This is a genomic window from Klebsiella sp. CN_Kp100 (assembly GCF_040065315.1).
In the GTDB taxonomy this organism is placed as follows: domain Bacteria; phylum Pseudomonadota; class Gammaproteobacteria; order Enterobacterales; family Enterobacteriaceae; genus Klebsiella; species Klebsiella oxytoca.
Genome location: NZ_JBEAIJ010000041.1, coordinates 140,696 through 159,836, shown reverse-complemented (window position 1 = coordinate 159,836; position 19,141 = coordinate 140,696). Strand labels below are relative to the sequence as shown.

At 56.1% G+C, this 19,141-nt stretch carries 17 protein-coding genes; 11 read left to right on the top strand and 6 right to left on the bottom strand.

What is annotated here, in order from left to right:
* Positions 1 to 2 precede the first annotated feature (2 nt).
* On the bottom strand, positions 3 to 206 hold the full coding sequence (locus ABLV12_RS17885; RefSeq protein ID WP_004100064.1) for an MbtH family NRPS accessory protein: 204 nt from the start codon (positions 204 to 206) through the stop codon (positions 3 to 5).
* Positions 207 to 233: 27 nt separating this feature from the next.
* Complete coding sequence (fes, locus tag ABLV12_RS17880; protein WP_348867198.1) at positions 234 to 1,433, bottom strand: enterochelin esterase; 1,200 nt, start codon at positions 1,431 to 1,433, stop codon at positions 234 to 236.
* 318 nt (positions 1,434 to 1,751) lie between these two features.
* On the opposite strand from fes, the gene ABLV12_RS17875 reads away from it, so the two are divergent.
* Positions 1,752 to 4,001 carry a TonB-dependent siderophore receptor gene (locus ABLV12_RS17875; RefSeq protein ID WP_004111258.1) on the top strand — a complete coding sequence of 750 codons (2,250 nt, stop codon included), beginning with the start codon at positions 1,752 to 1,754 and terminating at the stop codon, positions 3,999 to 4,001.
* Positions 4,002 to 4,068: 67 nt separating this feature from the next.
* Positions 4,069 to 4,692 carry an enterobactin synthase subunit EntD gene (entD, locus tag ABLV12_RS17870; RefSeq protein ID WP_004111252.1) on the top strand — a complete coding sequence of 208 codons (624 nt, stop codon included), beginning with the start codon at positions 4,069 to 4,071 and terminating at the stop codon, positions 4,690 to 4,692.
* Positions 4,693 to 4,745: 53 nt separating this feature from the next.
* Here the strand turns inward: entD and ABLV12_RS17865 are convergent, their stop codons facing one another.
* Entirely contained in the window at positions 4,746 to 5,681 is a 936-nt protein-coding gene (locus tag ABLV12_RS17865) for a transketolase C-terminal domain-containing protein (RefSeq protein ID WP_004100059.1), read from the bottom strand.
* A complete protein-coding gene (locus tag ABLV12_RS17860) occupies positions 5,674 to 6,504 on the bottom strand; it encodes a transketolase (RefSeq protein ID WP_023329422.1) in 831 nt (276 codons plus the stop codon). Before ABLV12_RS17860 ends, ABLV12_RS17865 begins: the two co-directional genes overlap by 8 nt.
* A gap of 364 nt (positions 6,505 to 6,868) precedes the next feature.
* On the opposite strand from ABLV12_RS17860, the gene ABLV12_RS17855 reads away from it, so the two are divergent.
* The 9 genes from ABLV12_RS17855 (at position 6,869) to yqaB (ending at position 16,535) form a co-directional block, all read left to right on the top strand.
* Complete coding sequence (locus tag ABLV12_RS17855) at positions 6,869 to 7,819, top strand: sugar-binding transcriptional regulator (protein WP_004100053.1); 951 nt, start codon at positions 6,869 to 6,871, stop codon at positions 7,817 to 7,819.
* Positions 7,820 to 8,183: 364 nt separating this feature from the next.
* On the top strand, positions 8,184 to 9,704 hold the full coding sequence (locus ABLV12_RS17850; RefSeq protein ID WP_348867197.1) for an FGGY-family carbohydrate kinase: 1,521 nt from the start codon (positions 8,184 to 8,186) through the stop codon (positions 9,702 to 9,704).
* A gap of 133 nt (positions 9,705 to 9,837) precedes the next feature.
* On the top strand, positions 9,838 to 10,773 hold the full coding sequence (locus tag ABLV12_RS17845; protein ID WP_004100051.1) for a D-ribose ABC transporter substrate-binding protein: 936 nt from the start codon (positions 9,838 to 9,840) through the stop codon (positions 10,771 to 10,773).
* A 43-nt stretch (positions 10,774 to 10,816) separates the two neighbouring features.
* On the top strand, positions 10,817 to 11,437 hold the full coding sequence (locus ABLV12_RS17840) for a DUF2291 domain-containing protein (protein ID WP_004111235.1): 621 nt from the start codon (positions 10,817 to 10,819) through the stop codon (positions 11,435 to 11,437).
* Between the two features lies 1 nt (position 11,438).
* The gene (locus ABLV12_RS17835) at positions 11,439 to 12,983 is read left to right on the top strand and encodes a sugar ABC transporter ATP-binding protein (RefSeq protein WP_348867196.1); all 1,545 of its coding nucleotides are present in this window, start codon (positions 11,439 to 11,441) and stop codon (positions 12,981 to 12,983) included.
* 17 nt (positions 12,984 to 13,000) lie between these two features.
* Positions 13,001 to 14,056 carry an ABC transporter permease gene (locus ABLV12_RS17830; RefSeq protein ID WP_004100048.1) on the top strand — a complete coding sequence of 352 codons (1,056 nt, stop codon included), beginning with the start codon at positions 13,001 to 13,003 and terminating at the stop codon, positions 14,054 to 14,056.
* Between the two features lie 60 nt (positions 14,057 to 14,116).
* The gene (locus ABLV12_RS17825) at positions 14,117 to 14,914 is read left to right on the top strand and encodes an SDR family oxidoreductase (RefSeq protein ID WP_004100047.1); all 798 of its coding nucleotides are present in this window, start codon (positions 14,117 to 14,119) and stop codon (positions 14,912 to 14,914) included.
* 179 nt (positions 14,915 to 15,093) lie between these two features.
* A complete protein-coding gene (locus ABLV12_RS17820) occupies positions 15,094 to 15,879 on the top strand; it encodes an SDR family oxidoreductase (RefSeq protein WP_004111223.1) in 786 nt (261 codons plus the stop codon).
* A 74-nt stretch (positions 15,880 to 15,953) separates the two neighbouring features.
* A complete protein-coding gene (yqaB, locus tag ABLV12_RS17815; RefSeq protein WP_004111221.1) occupies positions 15,954 to 16,535 on the top strand; it encodes a fructose-1-phosphate/6-phosphogluconate phosphatase in 582 nt (193 codons plus the stop codon).
* A 145-nt stretch (positions 16,536 to 16,680) separates the two neighbouring features.
* On the opposite strand, the gene ABLV12_RS17810 is transcribed toward yqaB, so the two are convergent.
* Together ABLV12_RS17810 and betT are read right to left on the bottom strand one after the other, a co-directional pair.
* On the bottom strand, positions 16,681 to 16,833 hold the full coding sequence (locus ABLV12_RS17810) for a Hok/Gef family protein (RefSeq protein ID WP_004100044.1): 153 nt from the start codon (positions 16,831 to 16,833) through the stop codon (positions 16,681 to 16,683).
* 222 nt (positions 16,834 to 17,055) lie between these two features.
* Positions 17,056 to 19,089 carry a choline BCCT transporter BetT gene (betT, locus tag ABLV12_RS17805; protein ID WP_004100042.1) on the bottom strand — a complete coding sequence of 678 codons (2,034 nt, stop codon included), beginning with the start codon at positions 19,087 to 19,089 and terminating at the stop codon, positions 17,056 to 17,058.
* Between the last annotated feature and the right edge of the window lie 52 nt (positions 19,090 to 19,141).

Here is a 19,141-nt window from a genome sequence, read left to right as displayed (position 1 = left end):
CCTCAGGATGCATAGTGCGCGGGGGTAAGCGTTGACCAGTTCTCCGCCAGCCAGGCGTTGCACGCCTCTAACGACTGCGGCGGGCACTCTACCGTCCAGCCTTCCGGCAGGGCGCAGTGGTGCGGCCACAGGCTGAACTGCTGCTGGTCATTGCGCAGAATGTAAAACTGCCCTTGCGGATTGTCGAAGGGGTTACTGAATTGCATATCAAATTCCTCGTAAATCGCGCTTTGCTACTCTTCACGGCCTAATGGCTGCCACAGCTGGATGAGCCCGGCCGTCAGCCCGCCGCGCCAGCAAAGCGCATCATGTCCGCCGTCAACCTGACGCCAGAAAATCGTCTGCTGTTCCAGATGCGTCAGCAGCGCCTGGTTCGCGCGAAAAATGATCGGCTCGCGAACGCCGGCCTCCAGCCAGATGCGTAGCCCTTGCGGCTGTATTTCGCCGCGGCTGAGCCGCTCAATCAGCAGGCCCGTCTGCGCGCCGCCGCGATGCGGCCACCAGTAGGAGCCAGACTGGCTGAGCACGCAGCCAAAGCGCAGAGGCCAGTAGAGCGCGGCGAACATCGCGGCCAGGCCGCCAAAGCTCTGGCCTGCCACCACGGTTCGGTCGGCGCTATCGCTGAAAGGTGCTATCCGGTGAACCATCGGCAGCAGCTCTTCCTGAACCGCCAGCCAGAACGTTTCATTGCAGGGAAGCTCTTCGGCGCGATGCTGGTTATCGATAACGTCAATCAGCAGATAAACCGCCTGCGGTAACCGCTTCTCGCGGGTTAATCCTGCTAGCGGCGCCCATACCGGCATGCTTTCAGCCCAGAACTGACCATCAAGCAAAATCGCCAGCGGGCGCGCTTGCGGCTGCGCATCGCCGGTGGCGTAAATCCATATCCGCCGCCGGTTGCCGAGTCGCTGGCTCTGCCATTCAATGCAGACCGGCGGCTGATAAGGTTCATCACGCAGCGCCCAGCCGGGCTGTTCGGGGGCGTCCGGCAGCTCCAGCGCAGAGACCGCGTGGCCGCGCCCGCCCTTCCAGCTTTGCGGATTAAGCGGGTCGGCAATCGCCCGCGGCAGCAGCTTGCGCCAGCCTTCGCGCAGCAGCGCGCGGTCCGGGCTGTCGCCGTTAAAAAGCTGAGGGGAAAAGTCGTCGTCCCGCGCGGAAGGAATAAAGCAGTAGCTGCCGCGCCAGGCGGCAGAGAGAGTGGTTTGCCAGCACCAGGCATCGGTACCGGGAATGCGCTGCAGCGTTTGCGGTACGGCGTTTTTATGATGGTCAGTCACGCCGGTAATATAAATCCATACCCGCCGGGTTGGCGAAGAGGCTTCGTTGCCCGCCGGATCGCGCCACCAAAAGGTCACCCGATACGTGTCGTCCACGACCTCAATTTGCGGACCGGAGATATGGCGCCACCAGTCGTCGCATCCTGTCTTATGCATTCCTTTCAACCCTATGTTTATCGTGACATTTATCAACAAACGCATTAATAAACGCAATATTTATTGATAATATTATTGATAACTATTTTCATTTGCAATAGCGTATTAGCGCGCTGTGGGAAGCGCGTCTTTTAAAAAATAAACATGTCAGAGAGAGCTTATGCAGCGCCGGGACTTTCGGGGAAACAATTTAGCCCGAAAGCCGGGTTCTGGTCAGCGACGGAGTGCCTGTGCTCTCTACCGGCAACATTGATACCGCCTCCCCTCCCGACGGGAAGGGGCCTTTGGGGAAGGCGGCGACGAAAAGCAGGATTTACAATGAATAACAGGATCAAATCCCTGGCCTTGCTGGTCAATCTGGGAATCTACGGGGCTGCTTTTCCGCTAAGCGCGGCGGAAACGGTCTCCGATAGCAAAACCGCAACCGCTGATGAAACCATGGTTGTCACCGCCGCCGAGCAGAACCTGCAGGCGCCTGGCGTATCAACCATCACCGCAGATGAAATTCGTAAACGTCCGCCTGCGCGCGACGTATCTGAAATTATCCGTACCATGCCGGGCGTAAACCTGACCGGCAACTCCACCAGCGGCCAGCGCGGCAACAATCGCCAGATTGATATTCGCGGCATGGGCCCGGAAAACACCCTGATCCTGATTGACGGCAAGCCCGTGACCAGCCGCAACTCCGTACGTCTGGGCTGGCGCGGCGAGCGCGATACCCGCGGCGATACCTCATGGGTACCGCCGGAGCTGATCGAACGTATTGAAGTCATTCGCGGCCCGGCGGCCGCGCGCTACGGCAACGGCGCGGCGGGCGGCGTGGTCAATATCATCACCAAGAAGAGCGACGGCGAATGGCACGGTTCATGGAATACCTACATGAACGCCCCGGAGCATAAAGACGAAGGTTCGACTAAACGCACCAACTTTAGCCTCAGCGGCCCGCTGGGGGGCGATTTCAGCTTCCGCCTGCTGGGCAACCTCGACAAAACCCAGGCCGATGCCTGGGATATCAACGACGGACATCAATCCGAGCGTACCGGCGCCTATGCCAATACCATGCCTGCCGGGCGTGAAGGGGTGAAAAATAAGAATATTAACGGCGTCGTGCGCTGGGATTTCGCGCCGATGCAGTCGCTGGAGTTTGAATCCGGCTACAGCCGTCAGGGCAACCTCTACGCGGGCGATACGCAGAACACCAATACTAACGATCTGGTGAAAGAGAACTACGGGAAAGAGACGAACCGCCTCTATCGCCAGACTTATTCCGTCACCTGGAACGGCGGCTGGGATAACGGCGTGACCACCAGCAACTGGGCCCAGTACGAACGTACCCGTAACTCGCGTAAAGGCGAAGGTCTGGCGGGCGGCACGGAAGGTATCTTCAACAGCAACCAGTTCAGCGATATCGACCTCGCCGACGTGATGCTGCACAGCGAAGTCAACATCCCTCTGGATCTGGTGTTTAACCAGAACCTGACGCTGGGCTCCGAGTGGAATCAGCAGCGGATGAAGGATTTGGCGTCAAATACCCAGACCTTTATGGGCGGCGATATCGACGGCTATGACAGCACCGGCCGTAGCCCATACTCGAAGGCCGAGATCTTCTCCCTGTTTGCCGAAGACAACGTGGAGCTGACCGACACCACCATGCTGACGCCGGCGCTGCGTTTCGATCATCACACGATCGTCGGCAACAACTGGAGCCCGTCGCTTAACTTGTCTCAGGGTCTGTGGGATGACTTCACGTTAAAAATGGGCATCGCCCGCGCCTATAAAGCGCCGAGCCTGTACCAAACCAACCCGAACTATATTCTCTATAGTAAAGGCCAGGGCTGCTATGCCAGCGGCAACGGTACCGGTTGCTACATGATGGGTAACGATGACCTGAAAGCCGAAACCAGCATCAACAAAGAGATTGGCCTTGAGTTTAAACGCGACGGCTGGCTGGCGGGTGTGACATGGTTCCGTAACGACTACCGCGATAAAATCGAAGCGGGCTACGCGCCGATTTCACAGACGACGAACGGTAAAGTGAAAACCGATATCTATCAGTGGGAAAACGTGCCTAAAGCGGTGGTTGAAGGTCTCGAAGGCACCCTGAACGTGCCGGTCAGCGAAACGGTGAACTGGACCAATAACATCACTTATATGCTGCAAAGTAAAAACAAGGAAACCGGCGATCGTCTGTCGATTATTCCGGAATATACCCTGAACTCCACTCTGAGCTGGCAGATTCAGGAGGATATTTCGGTGCAGTCGACCTTCACCTGGTACGGCAAGCAGCAGCCGAAGAAATATAACTACAAAGGTGAGCCGGCGGTGGGTTCTGAAACGGATGAAGTCAGCCCTTACAGCATCGTTGGCCTGAGCGCCACCTGGGATGTGACGAAAAACGTCAGCCTGACCGGCGGCGTGGATAACGTCTTCGACAAGCGCCACTGGCGCGCGGGTAATGCGCAAACCACCGGTAGCCTGACGGATGTTTCTTATATGGCTGGCGCTGGCGCCAATACCTATAACGAATCAGGCCGCACCTGGTATCTGGGCGTCAATACCCACTTCTGATTGTCCGGCCGTTCCCCCCGCCCTCTTCCCATAGAGGGCGGAGGGGAGAATCTGTTAACATCCCCCTATGCAAACCCAACGTTCTATCATTCAGCTTGCCGATCGCTCGCTGCAGCGTGTCGATTTCGACCCATTGACCTTTCGGCCTGAAGATCTCCTCTGGCTGCCGCACCATGCCCGGCTAACCGGCTGCGCCCGCAAGCGGCAGAGCGAACATCTTGCCGGGCGTATCGCTGCGGTTTATGCGCTGCGGGAAGTCGGTGAGACAGAGGTCCCTGCCATTGGCGACCAACGCCAGCCGCTATGGCCGCCCCCATGGTACGGCAGCATAAGCCACTGTGAACGCAGCGCGCTGGCAGTCGTCTCTGTCCGGCCGATCGGCGTTGATATTGAGCGCATCTTGACTCCTGACCTGGCGGCTGAGCTGGAAAGCTGCATCATCAACAGCGCGGAAAAAAGTCTGCTGGACGCCAGCGGCCTGGGCCCCGAGCTGGCGCTCACGCTGGCATTTTCGGCGAAAGAGAGCGCGTTTAAGGCCAGCCATCCCGACGTACAGGCGGGCGTCGGTTTTAGCGATTTTACGCTGGCGTATATAAAGGAGGGAAATCTGCTTCTTCGGCTCTCCGCCGGGGAGTATCGGCTGCAATGGATTAAGGCCGGTGACTACGTCATTACGCTCTGCGCGGCGTAAAAGCAAAACCCGCGCGGCAGCCGCACGGGTTATCGGTTTAAGCCGGCGTAAAGTCAGCGCATTTTCTGCGCCAGCCCGGCGACGGAAGCGGCATCGAAACCGTGGTGTTTACGCAGCCAGCCGCGATCTGCCGCCGCCGCATACTCACCATCCGGGATCCCCAGGCGTTTGAGCGGAATTGCCGCCCCGGCCTCAGCCAGCACTTCCGCCACCAGGCTACCCAACCCGCCGTTGACGTTATGCTCCTCCACCGTTATCACCGCCTTGCACGGTTTCAGCGCCGCCAGCAGCGCGGCGGTATCGCAAGGGCGAATGGACGGCACGCTCACCACTTTAGCCTGAATCCCCGCGTCGGCCAGCATCTGCGCGGCATCGACGATCTCATGCACCGTCGATCCGGTAGCGACCAGAGCGATATCCTCGCCTTCCCGCAGCGTAACGACCGCTCCCGGCACGAAGCGATAGCTTTCATCATGCAGTTCCGGCAGCGCCTTGCCGTCAAGACGAATATAGACCGGCCCCTGATAGCCGATGGCGTAATCGATAATCTGCCGGCATTCGCGCGGCGAAGACGGGGCGAAAATCTGGATATTGCCGAAGCCGCGCATCACCGCCAGGTCATCAATCGCATGATGGGTGCTGGCTAGCGGGCCGTAGCTGGCGCCGGCGTTAAGGCCAAATAGCTTAACGTTGGTGTTGTTATAGCAAACGTCGACTTTAATCTGCTCATTGGCGCGGGAAATCAGGAACGGCGCGGCGTTACAGGTGACCGCCACTTTCCCCCCCAGGGCCAGGCCCGCCGCCGTCCCGACCATGCTCTGCTCAGCGATGCCCACGTTCACCAGACGCCCGGGGAACTGTTTAATAAACGGCGCGATTTTGGCCGTTGACGTGGAGTCAGCCACCACCGGCACCAGATCGACACCGCTGTCGACCGCATCAATAAAGGCCTGAACCATCACGCTCGCCAGGTGTTCTGCATTACTCATCTTTCAGTTCCTCCAGTGCCAGTGCAATTTCTTCGCCTTTCGGTACCCGGTGGTGCCACTCCGGGCGCCCCTGGATAAAGGAAATACCGGCACCTTTCGTGGTGTTGGCGATAATAACGTTGGGTTTACCTTCCTGCTTCAGCCCTTCCAGGGTCGCCACCACCGACGCCATGTCGTTACCCTGGCATTCGGTAACCGTCATTCCGAAGGCCTTCCATTTATCGGCCAGCGGATCGGTATTCATAATTTCCCGCGTCGGCCCCGCCAGCTGGAGATTGTTTTTGTCATTAATAATGACGAGGTTATCAAGGCCGTAGTGCGCCGCAGCCAGCGCCGCTTCCCAGTTGCTGCCTTCCGCCAGTTCGCCATCGCCGGTAATTAAAAAGATGCGGCGGGTGCTGTTGCTTTTTTTCGCAGCCAGCGCCAGCCCCACCGCAACAGGCAAACCGTGGCCCAGCGCGCCGGTGTTGAGTTCAATCCCCGGCGTTTTCTGACGAACCGGGTGACCAGGAAGATGAGAATTCGCATGCTGATAGGTTTCCAGCCAGTCAACCGGGAAGAAGCCCGCTTCGGCCAGCACGCAGTAGTAGCAGCCCACCGCATGGCCTTTCGACTGGATGTAGATATCGCGCTGGTCATCATCCACGCGGTCCGGCGCGACGTTCATAATGCGAAAATAGAGCGCAGTGAGCAATTCAACCTGCGACAGGTCGGCGCCGGTGTGCCCGCCAGCGGGGCTATTGGCATTCAATCTGACGATATGGCGACGTACGGCGCGGGCTTTACGCTCAAGTGCCTGGACATCATAGCTATAGGGATTCATTTAATACCTCTGAATTTATTTTCAACTTGGAATATTTATTCCGTCAGGGACTAAAAAAACCAGACATCCCCAGGCAACGCATCGTAGGGCTCACGCCGCTGCATCATACTCAGGAACATTCTGCCTCCTTACCACCGGGTATCACTTCACCCGGGCACTTTTCAGTTGACCTGAAATCGCTATGAATATATATTCAACAACGATTCTTTATTCAATTATGCAGCTACTGTTCTGTTTTTGTCCATAGCTGATTTTGAGGATTGGCGAAAGTTAGATATTCATCACACTTAAATGTCTTTTCTTTTCGCGTATGATAATGAGCTCTAAGATAATGGCTGCACGTAAATGATTTTCGGGGAAATATATGGCTAAGCAGGATGAACAACGGCTATTAGTTAAGATTGCCACGCTCTACTATCTCGAAGGACGCAAGCAGTCCGACATTGCTCAACTTCTCTCGCTTTCTCAGTCATTTATCTCCCGAGCGATCACCCGCTGCCAGAAAGAGGGCGTGGTGAAAATTAGCGTTGTTCAGCCATCAAATATTTTTCTTAACCTTGAAAAAGGTCTTGAGGATCGTTACGGAATTAAGCAAGCCATCGTGGTGGATACCGAAGAGGATGCCAGCGATCACACCATCAAGCGCGCTATCGGTTCCGCCGCTGCCCACTACCTCGAAACGCGATTACGGCCAAAGGATCTGATTGGCGTCTCTTCGTGGAGTTCCACCATCCGCGCGATGGTGGATGAGGTACACGCGCAAAACCTGAAAGCCAGCGGCGTCATCCAGCTGCTCGGCGGCGTAGGGCCGAACGGCAACGTGCAGGCCACTATTCTCACCCAGACCCTGGCGCAGCATCTGAACTGTGAAGCCTGGCTGCTCCCTTCCCAGAGCATTGAAGGATCCACCGAGGAGAAGAATCGTCTTGTTGCCAGTAAAGATGTCGCCGACGTTATTGCCCGCTTTGATGAAGTCGATATCGCAATTGTCGGGATCGGTATTCTTGAACCTTCGCAGCTGCTGAAAACATCCGGCAACTACTATCACGAAGATATGCTGCAGGTGCTGGCGGAACGCGGTGCCGTGGGTGACATTTGCCTGCACTATTACGATAAAAACGGCAGAGCAGTGTTACGCGATGATGAAGATCCTGTTATCGGTATGGCGCTGGAGAAGGTGAAGAAGTGCCCTAACGTGGTGGCCCTGGCCGGCGGCAGCGAGAAGGTCGCGGCTATCAAAGGTGCGCTTTCGGGCGGTTATATCGATGTTCTGATCACCGATTACCCAACGGCCAGACTGCTTATTGCCGGTTAATTTCCTCACTCAAACACTTTCCCACAGCCTTTACGCTTTGCCAGAAGCGTAAAGGTTACGCAAATAAGTCATTATATTTCAATAATATAAAACTCGAAAATCACCTCCTTTCCCACCCATAGCTGAACGCTTCGCCGATCGGATAAGTGTGATTGCCAGCACAATTGATAACTTTTCCAGTAGCCCGACGGGAAGTTTCTGGCTAAGGTATCAAATAAATAATCACTATCGAATATATATTCAGTGATTAAAAAAGTGAAAACGAATTGTCACATCATGCCCTGCCAGGAAGCAATGCGAACAAGAGGAATGCTCACCTTTTGCCCTCCGCACCAGGACGAAGTGTGACTCAGGAGACTACCTAATGCAGGCAACACCTAAAGAGTTCATCATTGCACTGGACGAAGGCACCACGAATGCCAAAGCCGTCGTGCTCGATAGCCGCGGCCAGGTCGTGGTCAAATTCTCCCAGCCGCTGGCGATTCAAACACCGCGTGAGGGCTGGGTTGAGCAGTCGGGAGAAGTGCTGGTAGAGGCGTCACTGGACGTTATTGCGCAAGCGGTTGAACACGTTGGCGCGGAAAACATCGCTGCCTTAGCCATCAGCAATCAGCGCGAGACGGCGATCGGCTGGTATCGCCAGAGCGGTAAGCCGATCAACGCGGCTATCACCTGGCAATGTACCCGCAGCGCTGCGTTTTGCGATGAACTACGCCGCGACGGTACTGAGCAACAAATTAAGGCCGCTACCGGCCTGCCGATTGCCCCCCTGTTCTCTGCCTCAAAAATGCGCTGGCTGCTGGAATCCATTCCTGAGGGTCGCATGCTGGCAGAGCGGGGAGAAATCTGCCTCGGCACTATCGACAGCTGGCTGCTGTGGAACTTAACCCAGGGCGAAGCGTTTCATTGCGATTATTCCAATGCCGCGCGCACGCAGCTACTGAACCTGCAAACCGGCCAGTGGGACGACGAAATGCTGGCGCTATTCCAGATCCCACGCGCCGCGCTGCCGGAGATTAAACCGTCCAGCGGATTATTTGGCTATACCCGCGGGCTGAATAATATTCCTGACGGTATTCCGGTAATGGCGATGGTCGGGGATTCCCACGCCGCGTTGTTTGGCCACGCACTGGGCGAACTCGGCTGTGTTAAAGCCACCTACGGTACGGGGTCATCGGTGATGGCGCCGGTAAAATCCGCACAGTGCGATATCGACGCGCTGGCCACCACCATCGCCTGGCACGACGGCGACAGCATCACCTACGGGCTAGAAGGTAATATTCCCCATACCGGCGACGCCGTGGCGTGGATGGCCGACAGCACCGGGTTAAGCGAGCTTTCGGATGCCGAACTGGCTCACGAGCTTAACACCCTTCCCGGCTCCGTAGACTCCACTCTTGGCGTCTATTTTGTACCAGCCTTAACCGGCCTCGGCGCACCGTGGTGGGACGACAGCGCCCGCGGCGTGATTTGCGGTCTGAGCCGCGGCGTCAAGCGCGCCCATCTGATTCGCGCCGCGCTGGAATCCATTACCTATCAAATCGCCGATGTCGTCGTCGCCATGCGCCAGCAGGATGACTTCCATTTAGCGGCGCTGATGGTCGACGGCGGCCCGACCAAAAACGACTGGTTAATGCAGTATCAGGCTGACCTGCTCGGCTGCCCGGTGATGCGCAGCGACGTTGCCGAACTGTCGGCGATTGGCGCAGCCCTCCTTGCGCGCAAGGCCCTGAATCCGGGAACGGTCGCCGACCTGAAAGCCTTTTTAACCGAACATAGCGAATTTATTCCCGATATGGCCCGCCACCAGCGCCTGCAGAAGAGATGGCAGGAGTGGCGCCATGCGGTGAACAGAACATTATGGAAACCGGCAACGTCCGCCTGACGCCCACCAGGGAATCGCACGCGTGACGCACCTTACTCATCAACAAAAGGAGACCCCCGGCCCATAAACTCGATTTACAGGCCTTACGTTGTTTCACCGTACCCGACAATAACAACCAAGAGAGAAAATTGTCATGAAATTACGTTTAACGCTTTTAACTGCTGCTACCCTGACCGCCTTTTCTTTTGCCGCTCAGGCCGCAGAAAAAGGCACCATTATGATCATGGTTAACTCGCTGGATAACCCGTATTACGCCTCTGAAGCCAAGGGCGCCAGCGAGAAAGCCAAAGAGCTGGGATATCAAACTACCATTCTGTCCCATGGCGAAGATGTCAAAAAACAGAACGAGCTGATCGATACCGCCATCGGTAAAAAAGTTCAGGGCATTATTCTGGATAACGCCGACTCCACCGCCAGCGTCGCCGCCATTGAAAAAGCGAAGAAAGCGGGTATTCCGGTGGTTTTAATCAACCGTGAAATTCCTGTCGATGATATTGCGCTGGAGCAAATTACCCATAATAACTTCCAGGCCGGTTCTGAAGTCGCCAACGTATTTGTCGAGAAAATGGCGGAGAAAGGCAAATACGCCGAGCTGACCTGTAACCTGGCGGATAATAATTGCGTAACGCGTTCAAAATCTTTCCACCAGGTTATCGACCAGTACCCGGATATGGTCAGCGTCGCTAAGCAGGACGCGAAGGGCACGTTAATCGACGGCAAACGCATTATGGACAGCATCCTGCAGGCGCACCCCGACGTGAAAGGCGTGATTTGCGGCAACGGTCCTGTCGCGCTTGGCGCCATTGCCGCGCTGAAAGCCGCTAATCGCAACGACGTGGTGGTGGTCGGTATCGATGGCAGCAACGATGAGCGCGACGCGGTAAAAGCCGGCACCCTGCAGGCCACCGTGATGCTTCAGGCGCAGGCCATCGCCGCTCAGGGAGTGACCGACCTCGATAACTACCTGCAAAAAGGCGAAAAACCGGCCAGGCAGCGCGTGATGTTCCGCGGCATTCTGATCACCCAGGACAATGCAGACAAAGTTCAGGACTTCAATATCAAATCCTGATTCCAGGTTGTTGCGCCCCTTCCGGGGCGCACAGGAGAGTATTATGTATAAAAAAATCTCGCTGATGCTGGTCGTTGTTGCCCTCGGAGGCTGCCGAATTGTTTCTCAGCAGGAGCTGGCCGACCTGAAATCCCCGCCTAATCCGCATATGGCGGATATCGATCGGACATGGCAAGAGCAGGTCGTTCCTCAGGTTGTGGCCAGGGCCCGCCCCGTTGCCGAGTTAATGACTGCCCTGCGCACGGCGAAAGACATTGATAGCGCCTGCAAAGCGTTAGGTTATCGCGCTCAGGATGAGAACCCGTGCGTGTTCTACGTCAAAGTGGAAGGCAATATCAGCAAAATTGATTCCGCTTCCCGCAGCGGAAAAATGACGATCCAGGATACCAGCGGCGGCAACGTGGTGGTGCAGATTGGCCCGACGCTGCGCGGCACGCTTTTACGCGACGGCTACCAGGGCGCCAGCTATCAGGACTTCAACGATCAGGTGCTGTTTGGTGAATATAGCCGGGCGATTAACGAACATGCGGTCAAAATGATCCAGACGGCACAGGTTAAAACCGGTGAAGCGGTGCAGGTATATGGCGTGTTCTCGGCCTGGGATATTCCGCAGACCGTTCCTGATATTACGCCGGCAAAAATTGTTCGTTTGGGAGGACAATAAAATGCAGCGGCAAGAACTCGTCAATTCCCAACCAGTCGAATCTGAAGTTATTATCGAAACCCGTGAATTATCGCGCGTTTATCCCGGCGTCGTTGCCTTAGATAACGTCAATTACCGGGTCTATCGAAATAAAGTAAACGTTCTGATCGGTGAAAATGGTGCGGGTAAATCCACCATGATGAAAATGCTTGCTGGCGTTGAAACACCCTCCTCCGGTCAAATTATTCTTGATGGCGTTCCGGTTACCCTGAGCTCGACTCACCAGGCCGAAAAGCAGGGAATCAGCATCATTTTCCAGGAATTAAATTTATTTCCGAATATGAACGTCATGGATAATATTTTCATGGCTAACGAGTTCTTTCAAAAAGGAAAGATCAACGAAAAATATCAATACGAGTTAGCCAAAAAATTACTCGAGAGGCTGGAGCTCAACGTCGACCCTTATACCCAGCTCGGCGAGCTCGGTATTGGCCATCAGCAGCTGGTCGAAATTGCGCGCGCGCTTTCAAAAGACACCCGGGTATTAATTATGGATGAGCCCACCTCCGCGCTCAGCCAGTCGGAAGTCAAAATCCTGTTTAACGTTATTGAACAGCTTAAACGTCGCGGCGTCACCATTATCTATATTTCCCACCGCCTCGAAGAACTGATGGAAATTGGCGACCACATCACCATTTTCCGCGACGGACGCTTTATCAGTGAACGCGAGGTCAGCGACGCCAGTATCCCGTGGATTATCGAACAGATGGTCGGCGATAAGAAAAAACATTTCGACTACCGGCCCGCGCTGAAAGGCGAAGCGGTCCTTGCCGTTGAAGGTTTAACGGCGCTGCACCCGAGCGGCGGCTATAAGCTCAACGACGTGACCTTCACCTTAAGTAAGGGAGAGGTGATCGGCATCTATGGCCTGCTCGGCGCCGGACGCACGGAGCTGTTTAAAGGCCTGGTCGGATTAATGCCTTGCCAAAGCGGTAACGTCCATCTCAACGGCGAAAATATCGAAAAGTCCCCGTTCCAGGCGCGGCTGAAAAAAGGGCTGGCGCTGGTTCCCGAAGACCGCCAGGGAGAAGGCGTGGTGCAGATGATGTCGATTCAATCGAATATGACCCTCTCTGATTTCAGCCTTCAGGGCTTTCGTCGGGCGTGGAAATGGCTGAATCCGCAGAAAGAAATCACCTGCGTCAAAGAGATGATCCGCGAACTGGCGATCAAGGTCAGCGACCCCGATCTGCCCATCACCTCGCTCAGCGGCGGCAATCAACAAAAAGTGGTGCTCGGCAAGGCGTTGATGACCAGGCCCGAAGTGGTGTTTCTCGATGAGCCCACTCGCGGTATCGACGTCGGCGCGAAAACTGACGTGTATCACCTGATCGGCAAAATGGCCCAACAGGGTCTGGCGGTGATGTTCTCTTCATCGGAGCTGGATGAAGTTATGGCGCTGGCGGATCGCATTCTGGTGATGGCCGATGGCCGGATTACCGCCGATTTACCGCGCCATGCGGTTACCCGCGAAAAATTGATCGCGGCTTCAACACCTCAAGATTAATCAGGCTGGAACCCATCATGAACCAGAAATATATGATTTATATGTACCTGCTGAAGGCCAGAACGTTTATCGCTCTGCTGCTGGTTATCGCATTCTTCAGCGTGATGGTACCGAATTTCCTGACCACATCTAACCTGCTGATTATGACCCAGCACGTGGCCATCACCGGCCTGCTGGCCATCGGCATGACGCTGGTTATCCTGACCGGCGGTATCGACCTTTCCGTCGGCGCCGTCGCCGGGATCTGCGGTATGGTTGCCGGGGCGCTCTTAACCAACGGTCTGCCCTTATGGAACGGCAGCGTTATCTTTTTCAACGTGCCGGAGGTGATCCTCTGCGTGGCGCTCTTCGGCGTGCTGGTTGGCTTTGTTAACGGCGCGGTAATCACCCGCTTCGGCGTGGCGCCCTTTATCTGCACCCTGGGCATGATGTATGTCGCCAGAGGCTCGGCGCTGCTGTTCAACGACGGCAGCACCTATCCGAACCTCAACGGCATGGAAGCGCTGGGCAATACCGGCTTCTCCACTCTCGGCTCCGGGACGCTGATGGGCATCTATCTGCCTATCTGGCTGATGATCGGCTTCCTGCTGCTGGGCTACTGGCTGACCACCAAAACCCCGCTGGGCCGCTATATCTATGCAATCGGCGGTAATGAATCCGCCGCTCGCCTGGCCGGCGTGCCTATCGTCAAAGCAAAAATCTTCGTTTACGCCTTCTCCGGCCTGTGCTCCGCATTCGTTGGCCTCATCGTCGCGTCACAGCTGCAAACCGCGCACCCGATGACCGGCAATATGTTCGAAATGGACGCCATCGGCGCTACCGTGCTCGGCGGAACCGCGCTGGCAGGCGGTCGCGGCCGGGTTACCGGATCAATCATCGGCGCATTCGTCATCGTCTTCCTCGCCGACGGCATGGTGATGATGGGGGTCAGCGATTTCTGGCAAATGGTCATTAAAGGCGTCGTTATCGTCACCGCCGTCGTCGTCGACCAGTTCCAGCAGAAACTGCAGAACAAAGTCATCCTGATGCGCCGCCATGAGGAGAAGCTGGCTGCGGCAGGAGCCACCAGTTAATCACCTATTTATTACCCCGCCGGACGCACTGCCGTCCGGCTTCAATAAGGGATGAAAAACATGCAAAGAAATTTCCAGAACAAAACGGTTGTGATCACCGGCGCCTGCCGCGGAATTGGTGCAGGTATCGCCGAGCGCTTTGCGCGCGATGGTGCGAATCTGGTGATGGTCTCTAACGCCGAGCGCGTCCATGAAACGGCGGAAACCTTACGCCAGCGCTATCAGGCCGATATCCTGTCGTTACAGGTTGATGTGACCGACGAAGCGCAGGTGCAGTCGCTGTACGAGCAGGCTGCAGCGCGTTTTGGCACCATCGATGTCTCTATCCAGAACGCAGGCGTGATCACCATCGACTATTACGATCGCATGCCGAAAGCCGACTTTGAAAAAGTGCTCGCCGTTAACACCACCGGCGTCTGGCTGTGCTGCCGCGAAGCCGCCAAATACATGGTTAAGCAGAACCACGGCAGCCTGATCAATACCTCTTCCGGCCAGGGTCGACAGGGTTTTATCTACACCCCGCACTATGCCGCCAGCAAAATGGGCGTCATCGGCATCACCCAAAGCCTGGCGCACGAGCTGGCGCCGTGGAATATCACCGTTAACGCCTTCTGTCCGGGCATTATTGAAAGCGAAATGTGGGATTACAACGACCGCGTCTGGGGCGAGATCCTCAGCACCGAGCAGAAGCGCTACGGTAAGGGCGAGCTAATGGCGGAGTGGGTCGAAGGCATTCCAATGAAGCGCGCCGGCAAACCGGAAGACGTTGCCGGGCTGGTGGCGTTTCTCGCCTCCGACGACGCGCGCTACCTCACCGGGCAGACCATCAATATCGATGGCGGCTTGATTATGTCGTAATGCCGCCAGCCTGGCATTTTTCAGGTCAGGCTACACAAATCATCTCCCGGAGGCGGTGCTGCGCACCTGTCCGGGCTACCCGACGGCACAAGCCCCGTAGCCCGGACAGGCGCAACTCGCCGCCTCCGGGAACGCCAACCCCGGGCATGCTAAAGAATATTTTTTAGAGAGAAATAACTATGATCGCAAAAGATTTTGCCCAACAGCTATTTAATCTGCAGGACCGCGTAGCCTTTGTCACCGGCGCGGGCAGCGGCATCGGCCAGATGATTGCTTACGGACTCGCCAGCGCGGGAGCCCGGGTTGTTTGCTTCGATCTACGTGAAGACGGCGGCCTTGCTGAAACCGTCAAAAATATTGAGGCGATCGGCGGCGGAGCCTGTTTTTACACCGGCGATGTTCGTCAGCTTAGCGACCTACGCGCCGGCGTCGCGCTGGCGAAAAGCCGCTTTGGCCGCCTTGATGTCGCCGTAAACGCCGCCGGGATTGCTAATGCCAATCCGGCGCTGGAAATGGAAACCGAGCAGTGGCAGCGGGTTATCGATATTAACCTTACCGGCGTGTGGAACTCCTGTAAGGCGGAAGCTGAACTGATGCAGGAATCCGGCGGCGGCTCGATTATTAATATCGCTTCCATGTCCGGCATTATTGTTAACCGCGGCCTCGATCAGGCTCACTACAACTGCTCGAAAGCGGGCGTGATCCACCTGTCGAAAAGCCTCGCGATGGAGTGGATCGGCAAAGGGATCCGCGTTAACTCCATCAGCCCAGGCTACACCGCCACGCCGATGAACACCCGCCCTGAGATGGTTCATCAGACCCGCGAGTTCGAAAGCCAGACGCCGATCCAGCGCATGGCGAAGGTTGAAGAGATGGCCGGTCCGGCGCTGTTCCTTGCCAGCGATGCGGCCTCATTCTGTACCGGGGTTGATCTGGTCGTCGACGGCGGCTTTGTCTGCTGGTAAGACGATATAAAAATGCGGGGAGCTTTCCCCGCATTTCCCTCCCTGACGATGATCACAGCACACAGGCAATTATTATGTATCGCCACTATCAGGCCCTGATTTTTGATATGGATGGCACGCTTTTTGACACCGAACCTTTGCACCGCAAAGCGTGGCTGAGCGTATTCGCTGCCGACAATATCACCATTTCTGAAGAGGAGCTGATTCCGTTCAATGGTTCAGCGCCCTGGCAGGTGGCCAGCCAGCTTGTGGCCTTAAAAGGATTACGAGCCGATCCGTTCTCCCTGGCCGAGCGTAAAAAACAGGCGATCGAGAACTTGCTGCAGACGGTCGATATTCAGCTTTTACCGGCCATGAAGATTTTACAGCAGTGGCAGGGCAAAATTCCCCTGGCGCTGGGAACCGGAAGCGAACGTAGCACCGTGGATATACTGCTTGCACGCTTTCAATTAACTCAGCATTTCGCCGCTATCGTCTCCGCTGACCGGGTTAAAAATCATAAACCCGCCGCCGACACTTTTTTATTATGTGCCAGCGAGCTTCAGGTTCAGCCTGAACGCTGCCTGGTTTTTGAAGACTCACGATTTGGTATTGAAGCCGCAAAAAATGCAGGTATGGACGTGGTCGACGTCAATACTCTGACGCCTGCCAGATAAGCATTATGCAGGGTGGCGGCGCTTTTGCTTTTAACCGGTCTCTGTTCTCTCGCCGTCCATCCTGCTCCCGGATCAGCAGAAAAAAGGTGCCTTAAGGTTCCTTACCCAACCTGCGGATAAGCGGGGATAGCTCCCCGCATACCGGCTACTTCTTCGTTTCGTAAGCGAGAACGGCCTTGAACTCCATACTACGTTCTTTGATGCTCAGCTCGCACAGCGAGTCGTGCACCATTAACGTCAATCCCAGCGCTGTCAGACACAGCACGATGATTGCCACCAGGGCGTATTTTGTCAGCATCTCGTTGCCTCCATGCGAAGAAGAGGCTACTATCCAACGTGCTAGGTTTGGATTGTAGGCCTCAGGTTGATGGGAACATCTCCTGGGGCTTCGTCTTTCTGAATCCTCACCTAAGCCTGAACGCAGAAAGCCTCAGGCACCCGCCGCCATCATACGCTTCCCTGCGCTTTTCACTGTATATTTAACCAGCTGCAATCCTTTTTCAGAAAACGTTTAGATAGCCTACATTCCGGGGAAGGTCACGCTGTTGCCCGGCGCTTCGCGATGCAGGTGGATAAAGTTCAAATGACGCTCGTACTGGTCAAGAATATCGGTAATGACCTGCTCTTTGCTGTAGTCCATCAGGTCGTTGCCCTGACTCCCTTCCAGCAGGAAGGTCTCCAGACGATAGTAGGTCGACTTCCCGCTGCGCGCCCGGTAGGTAAAGCCGGGAATGGAGTACTGCTGCGGCCAGATCTGATAAACAAAGTTCTGCTCGTCGCCCATATGCACCAGCAGGTCAAGATGGCCCAGGTTGTCCCCCTCTTCCGGCGGCAGGCTTTTTAGCTCGACGTAGGCACCGCGCAGCTTCAGCTCCTGCGCCACCTCTTCCATCGCCGGGAAGCACACCGTCTCCATCATCTGGCGGGTATAGCGCGTGCCGGGATAGTTCATCAGCCGTGACAGGCGCTTCTTCCAGCTCAGGCGATCCTGCACGCCCAGCGGTCGCGGGGCGGTGTCGCGGTTGGCGCTCTCGCGGCGATAATCCTCAACCTTCAGCGACTTATATAACCCCGCCATCACGAAGAAGATCACGAAGCTAAACGGCAGCCCCATAATCACCGTCGCGTTCTGCAGGGCAGAAATGCCGTTAGTCATCAGCATCCCCAGGGTCAGCAGGCCGATAACCACCGACCAGAAGATCCGCAGCCAGTTTGGCGCATCGCTGTTGATATCCTTCAGCTTCGAGGTGAAGTTACCCAGCACCAGCGCCCCGGAATCCGCGGAGGTCACGTAAAACAGCAGGCCGGTAATCGTCGCCACCGAAGCGCTAAAGGTAAACGCCGGATACTGCGCCAGCAGGTTATAGAAGCCGCGCTCCGGGTGGGCGACCGCCTCGGCGGCGAAGGCCGCATTGCCGTGGATGATTTCATACAGCGCGCTATTGCCGAACACCGACAGCCACAGCAGCGTAAAGGTGAACGGGATAATCAGCGTTCCCACCACAAACTGACGAATGGTGCGCCCGCGTGAAATACGCGCCAGGAACAGGCCGACAAACGGCGACCACGCCACCCACCACGCCCAGAAGAACAGGGTCCAGTTGTTCATCCACTCGACCGGACGATCGAAGGCGAAGCTGTTGAGGGTCATGCCCATAAAACGATTCACATAGTCGCCAACATTGAGCACCAGCGCGTTGAGCAGAAACTCGGTGTCGCCCATAAACAGGATAAACAGGATCAGCCCGAGGGCCAGCACCACGTTAAGCTCGGAAAGGATACGAATGCCTTTATCCACCCCGGAGGTCACGGAGATGGTGGCGATAATGACCGACAGCACGATCAGCGCCGCTTTCGCGCCCAGCGAATCCGGAATATCAAACAGCACGCTGAGGCCGTAGTTTAGCTGCACCACGCCAATCCCGAGGGTGGTGGCGATACCAAAAATGGTGCCGATAACGGCGGCGATATCCACGCTGTGGCCGATTGGGCCATTAATCTTTTTGCCGAAGATCGGATAGAGCGCGGAGCGGATGGTCAGGGGTAAATTATAACGATAGCTAAAGTATCCCAGCGCCATCCCCATCAGGGCATACATCGACCAGCCGGTCAGCCCGTAGTGAAACAACGTCCATACCATCGCCTGGCGCGCCGCCTCCATGGTCTGCCCCGCCCCTTCCGGCGGCTGCATATACTGGGTCACCGGTTCGGCGACGGAGAAAAACATCAGGTCGATACCGATACCGGCGGCGAACAGCATTGCCGCCCAGCTCATGACGCTAAACTCCGGCTTCGAGTGCTCCGGCCCGAGCTTCACCGAACCGAAACGCGAGCAGGCGATGCACACCACAAACACGATATACAGCGTTGCCGCCAGCAAATAGTACCAGCCGAAGGTCTTTGAAACCCAGTTCAGGGTACGGCCAATCCAGGCCGCGGAAAAATCGCTGAAGAAGAGAGTCATCAGGGAAAACAACAAAATCAGTCCGGCGGAGGTATAAAAAACCACCGGATTGATTTTGTCCTTTTCTCTGCTCGGCGAAAGGTCTGTCATCCATTCTCCTTACTTTTTTTTGCAACTATTAAAGACAAAATCGGCAACAATT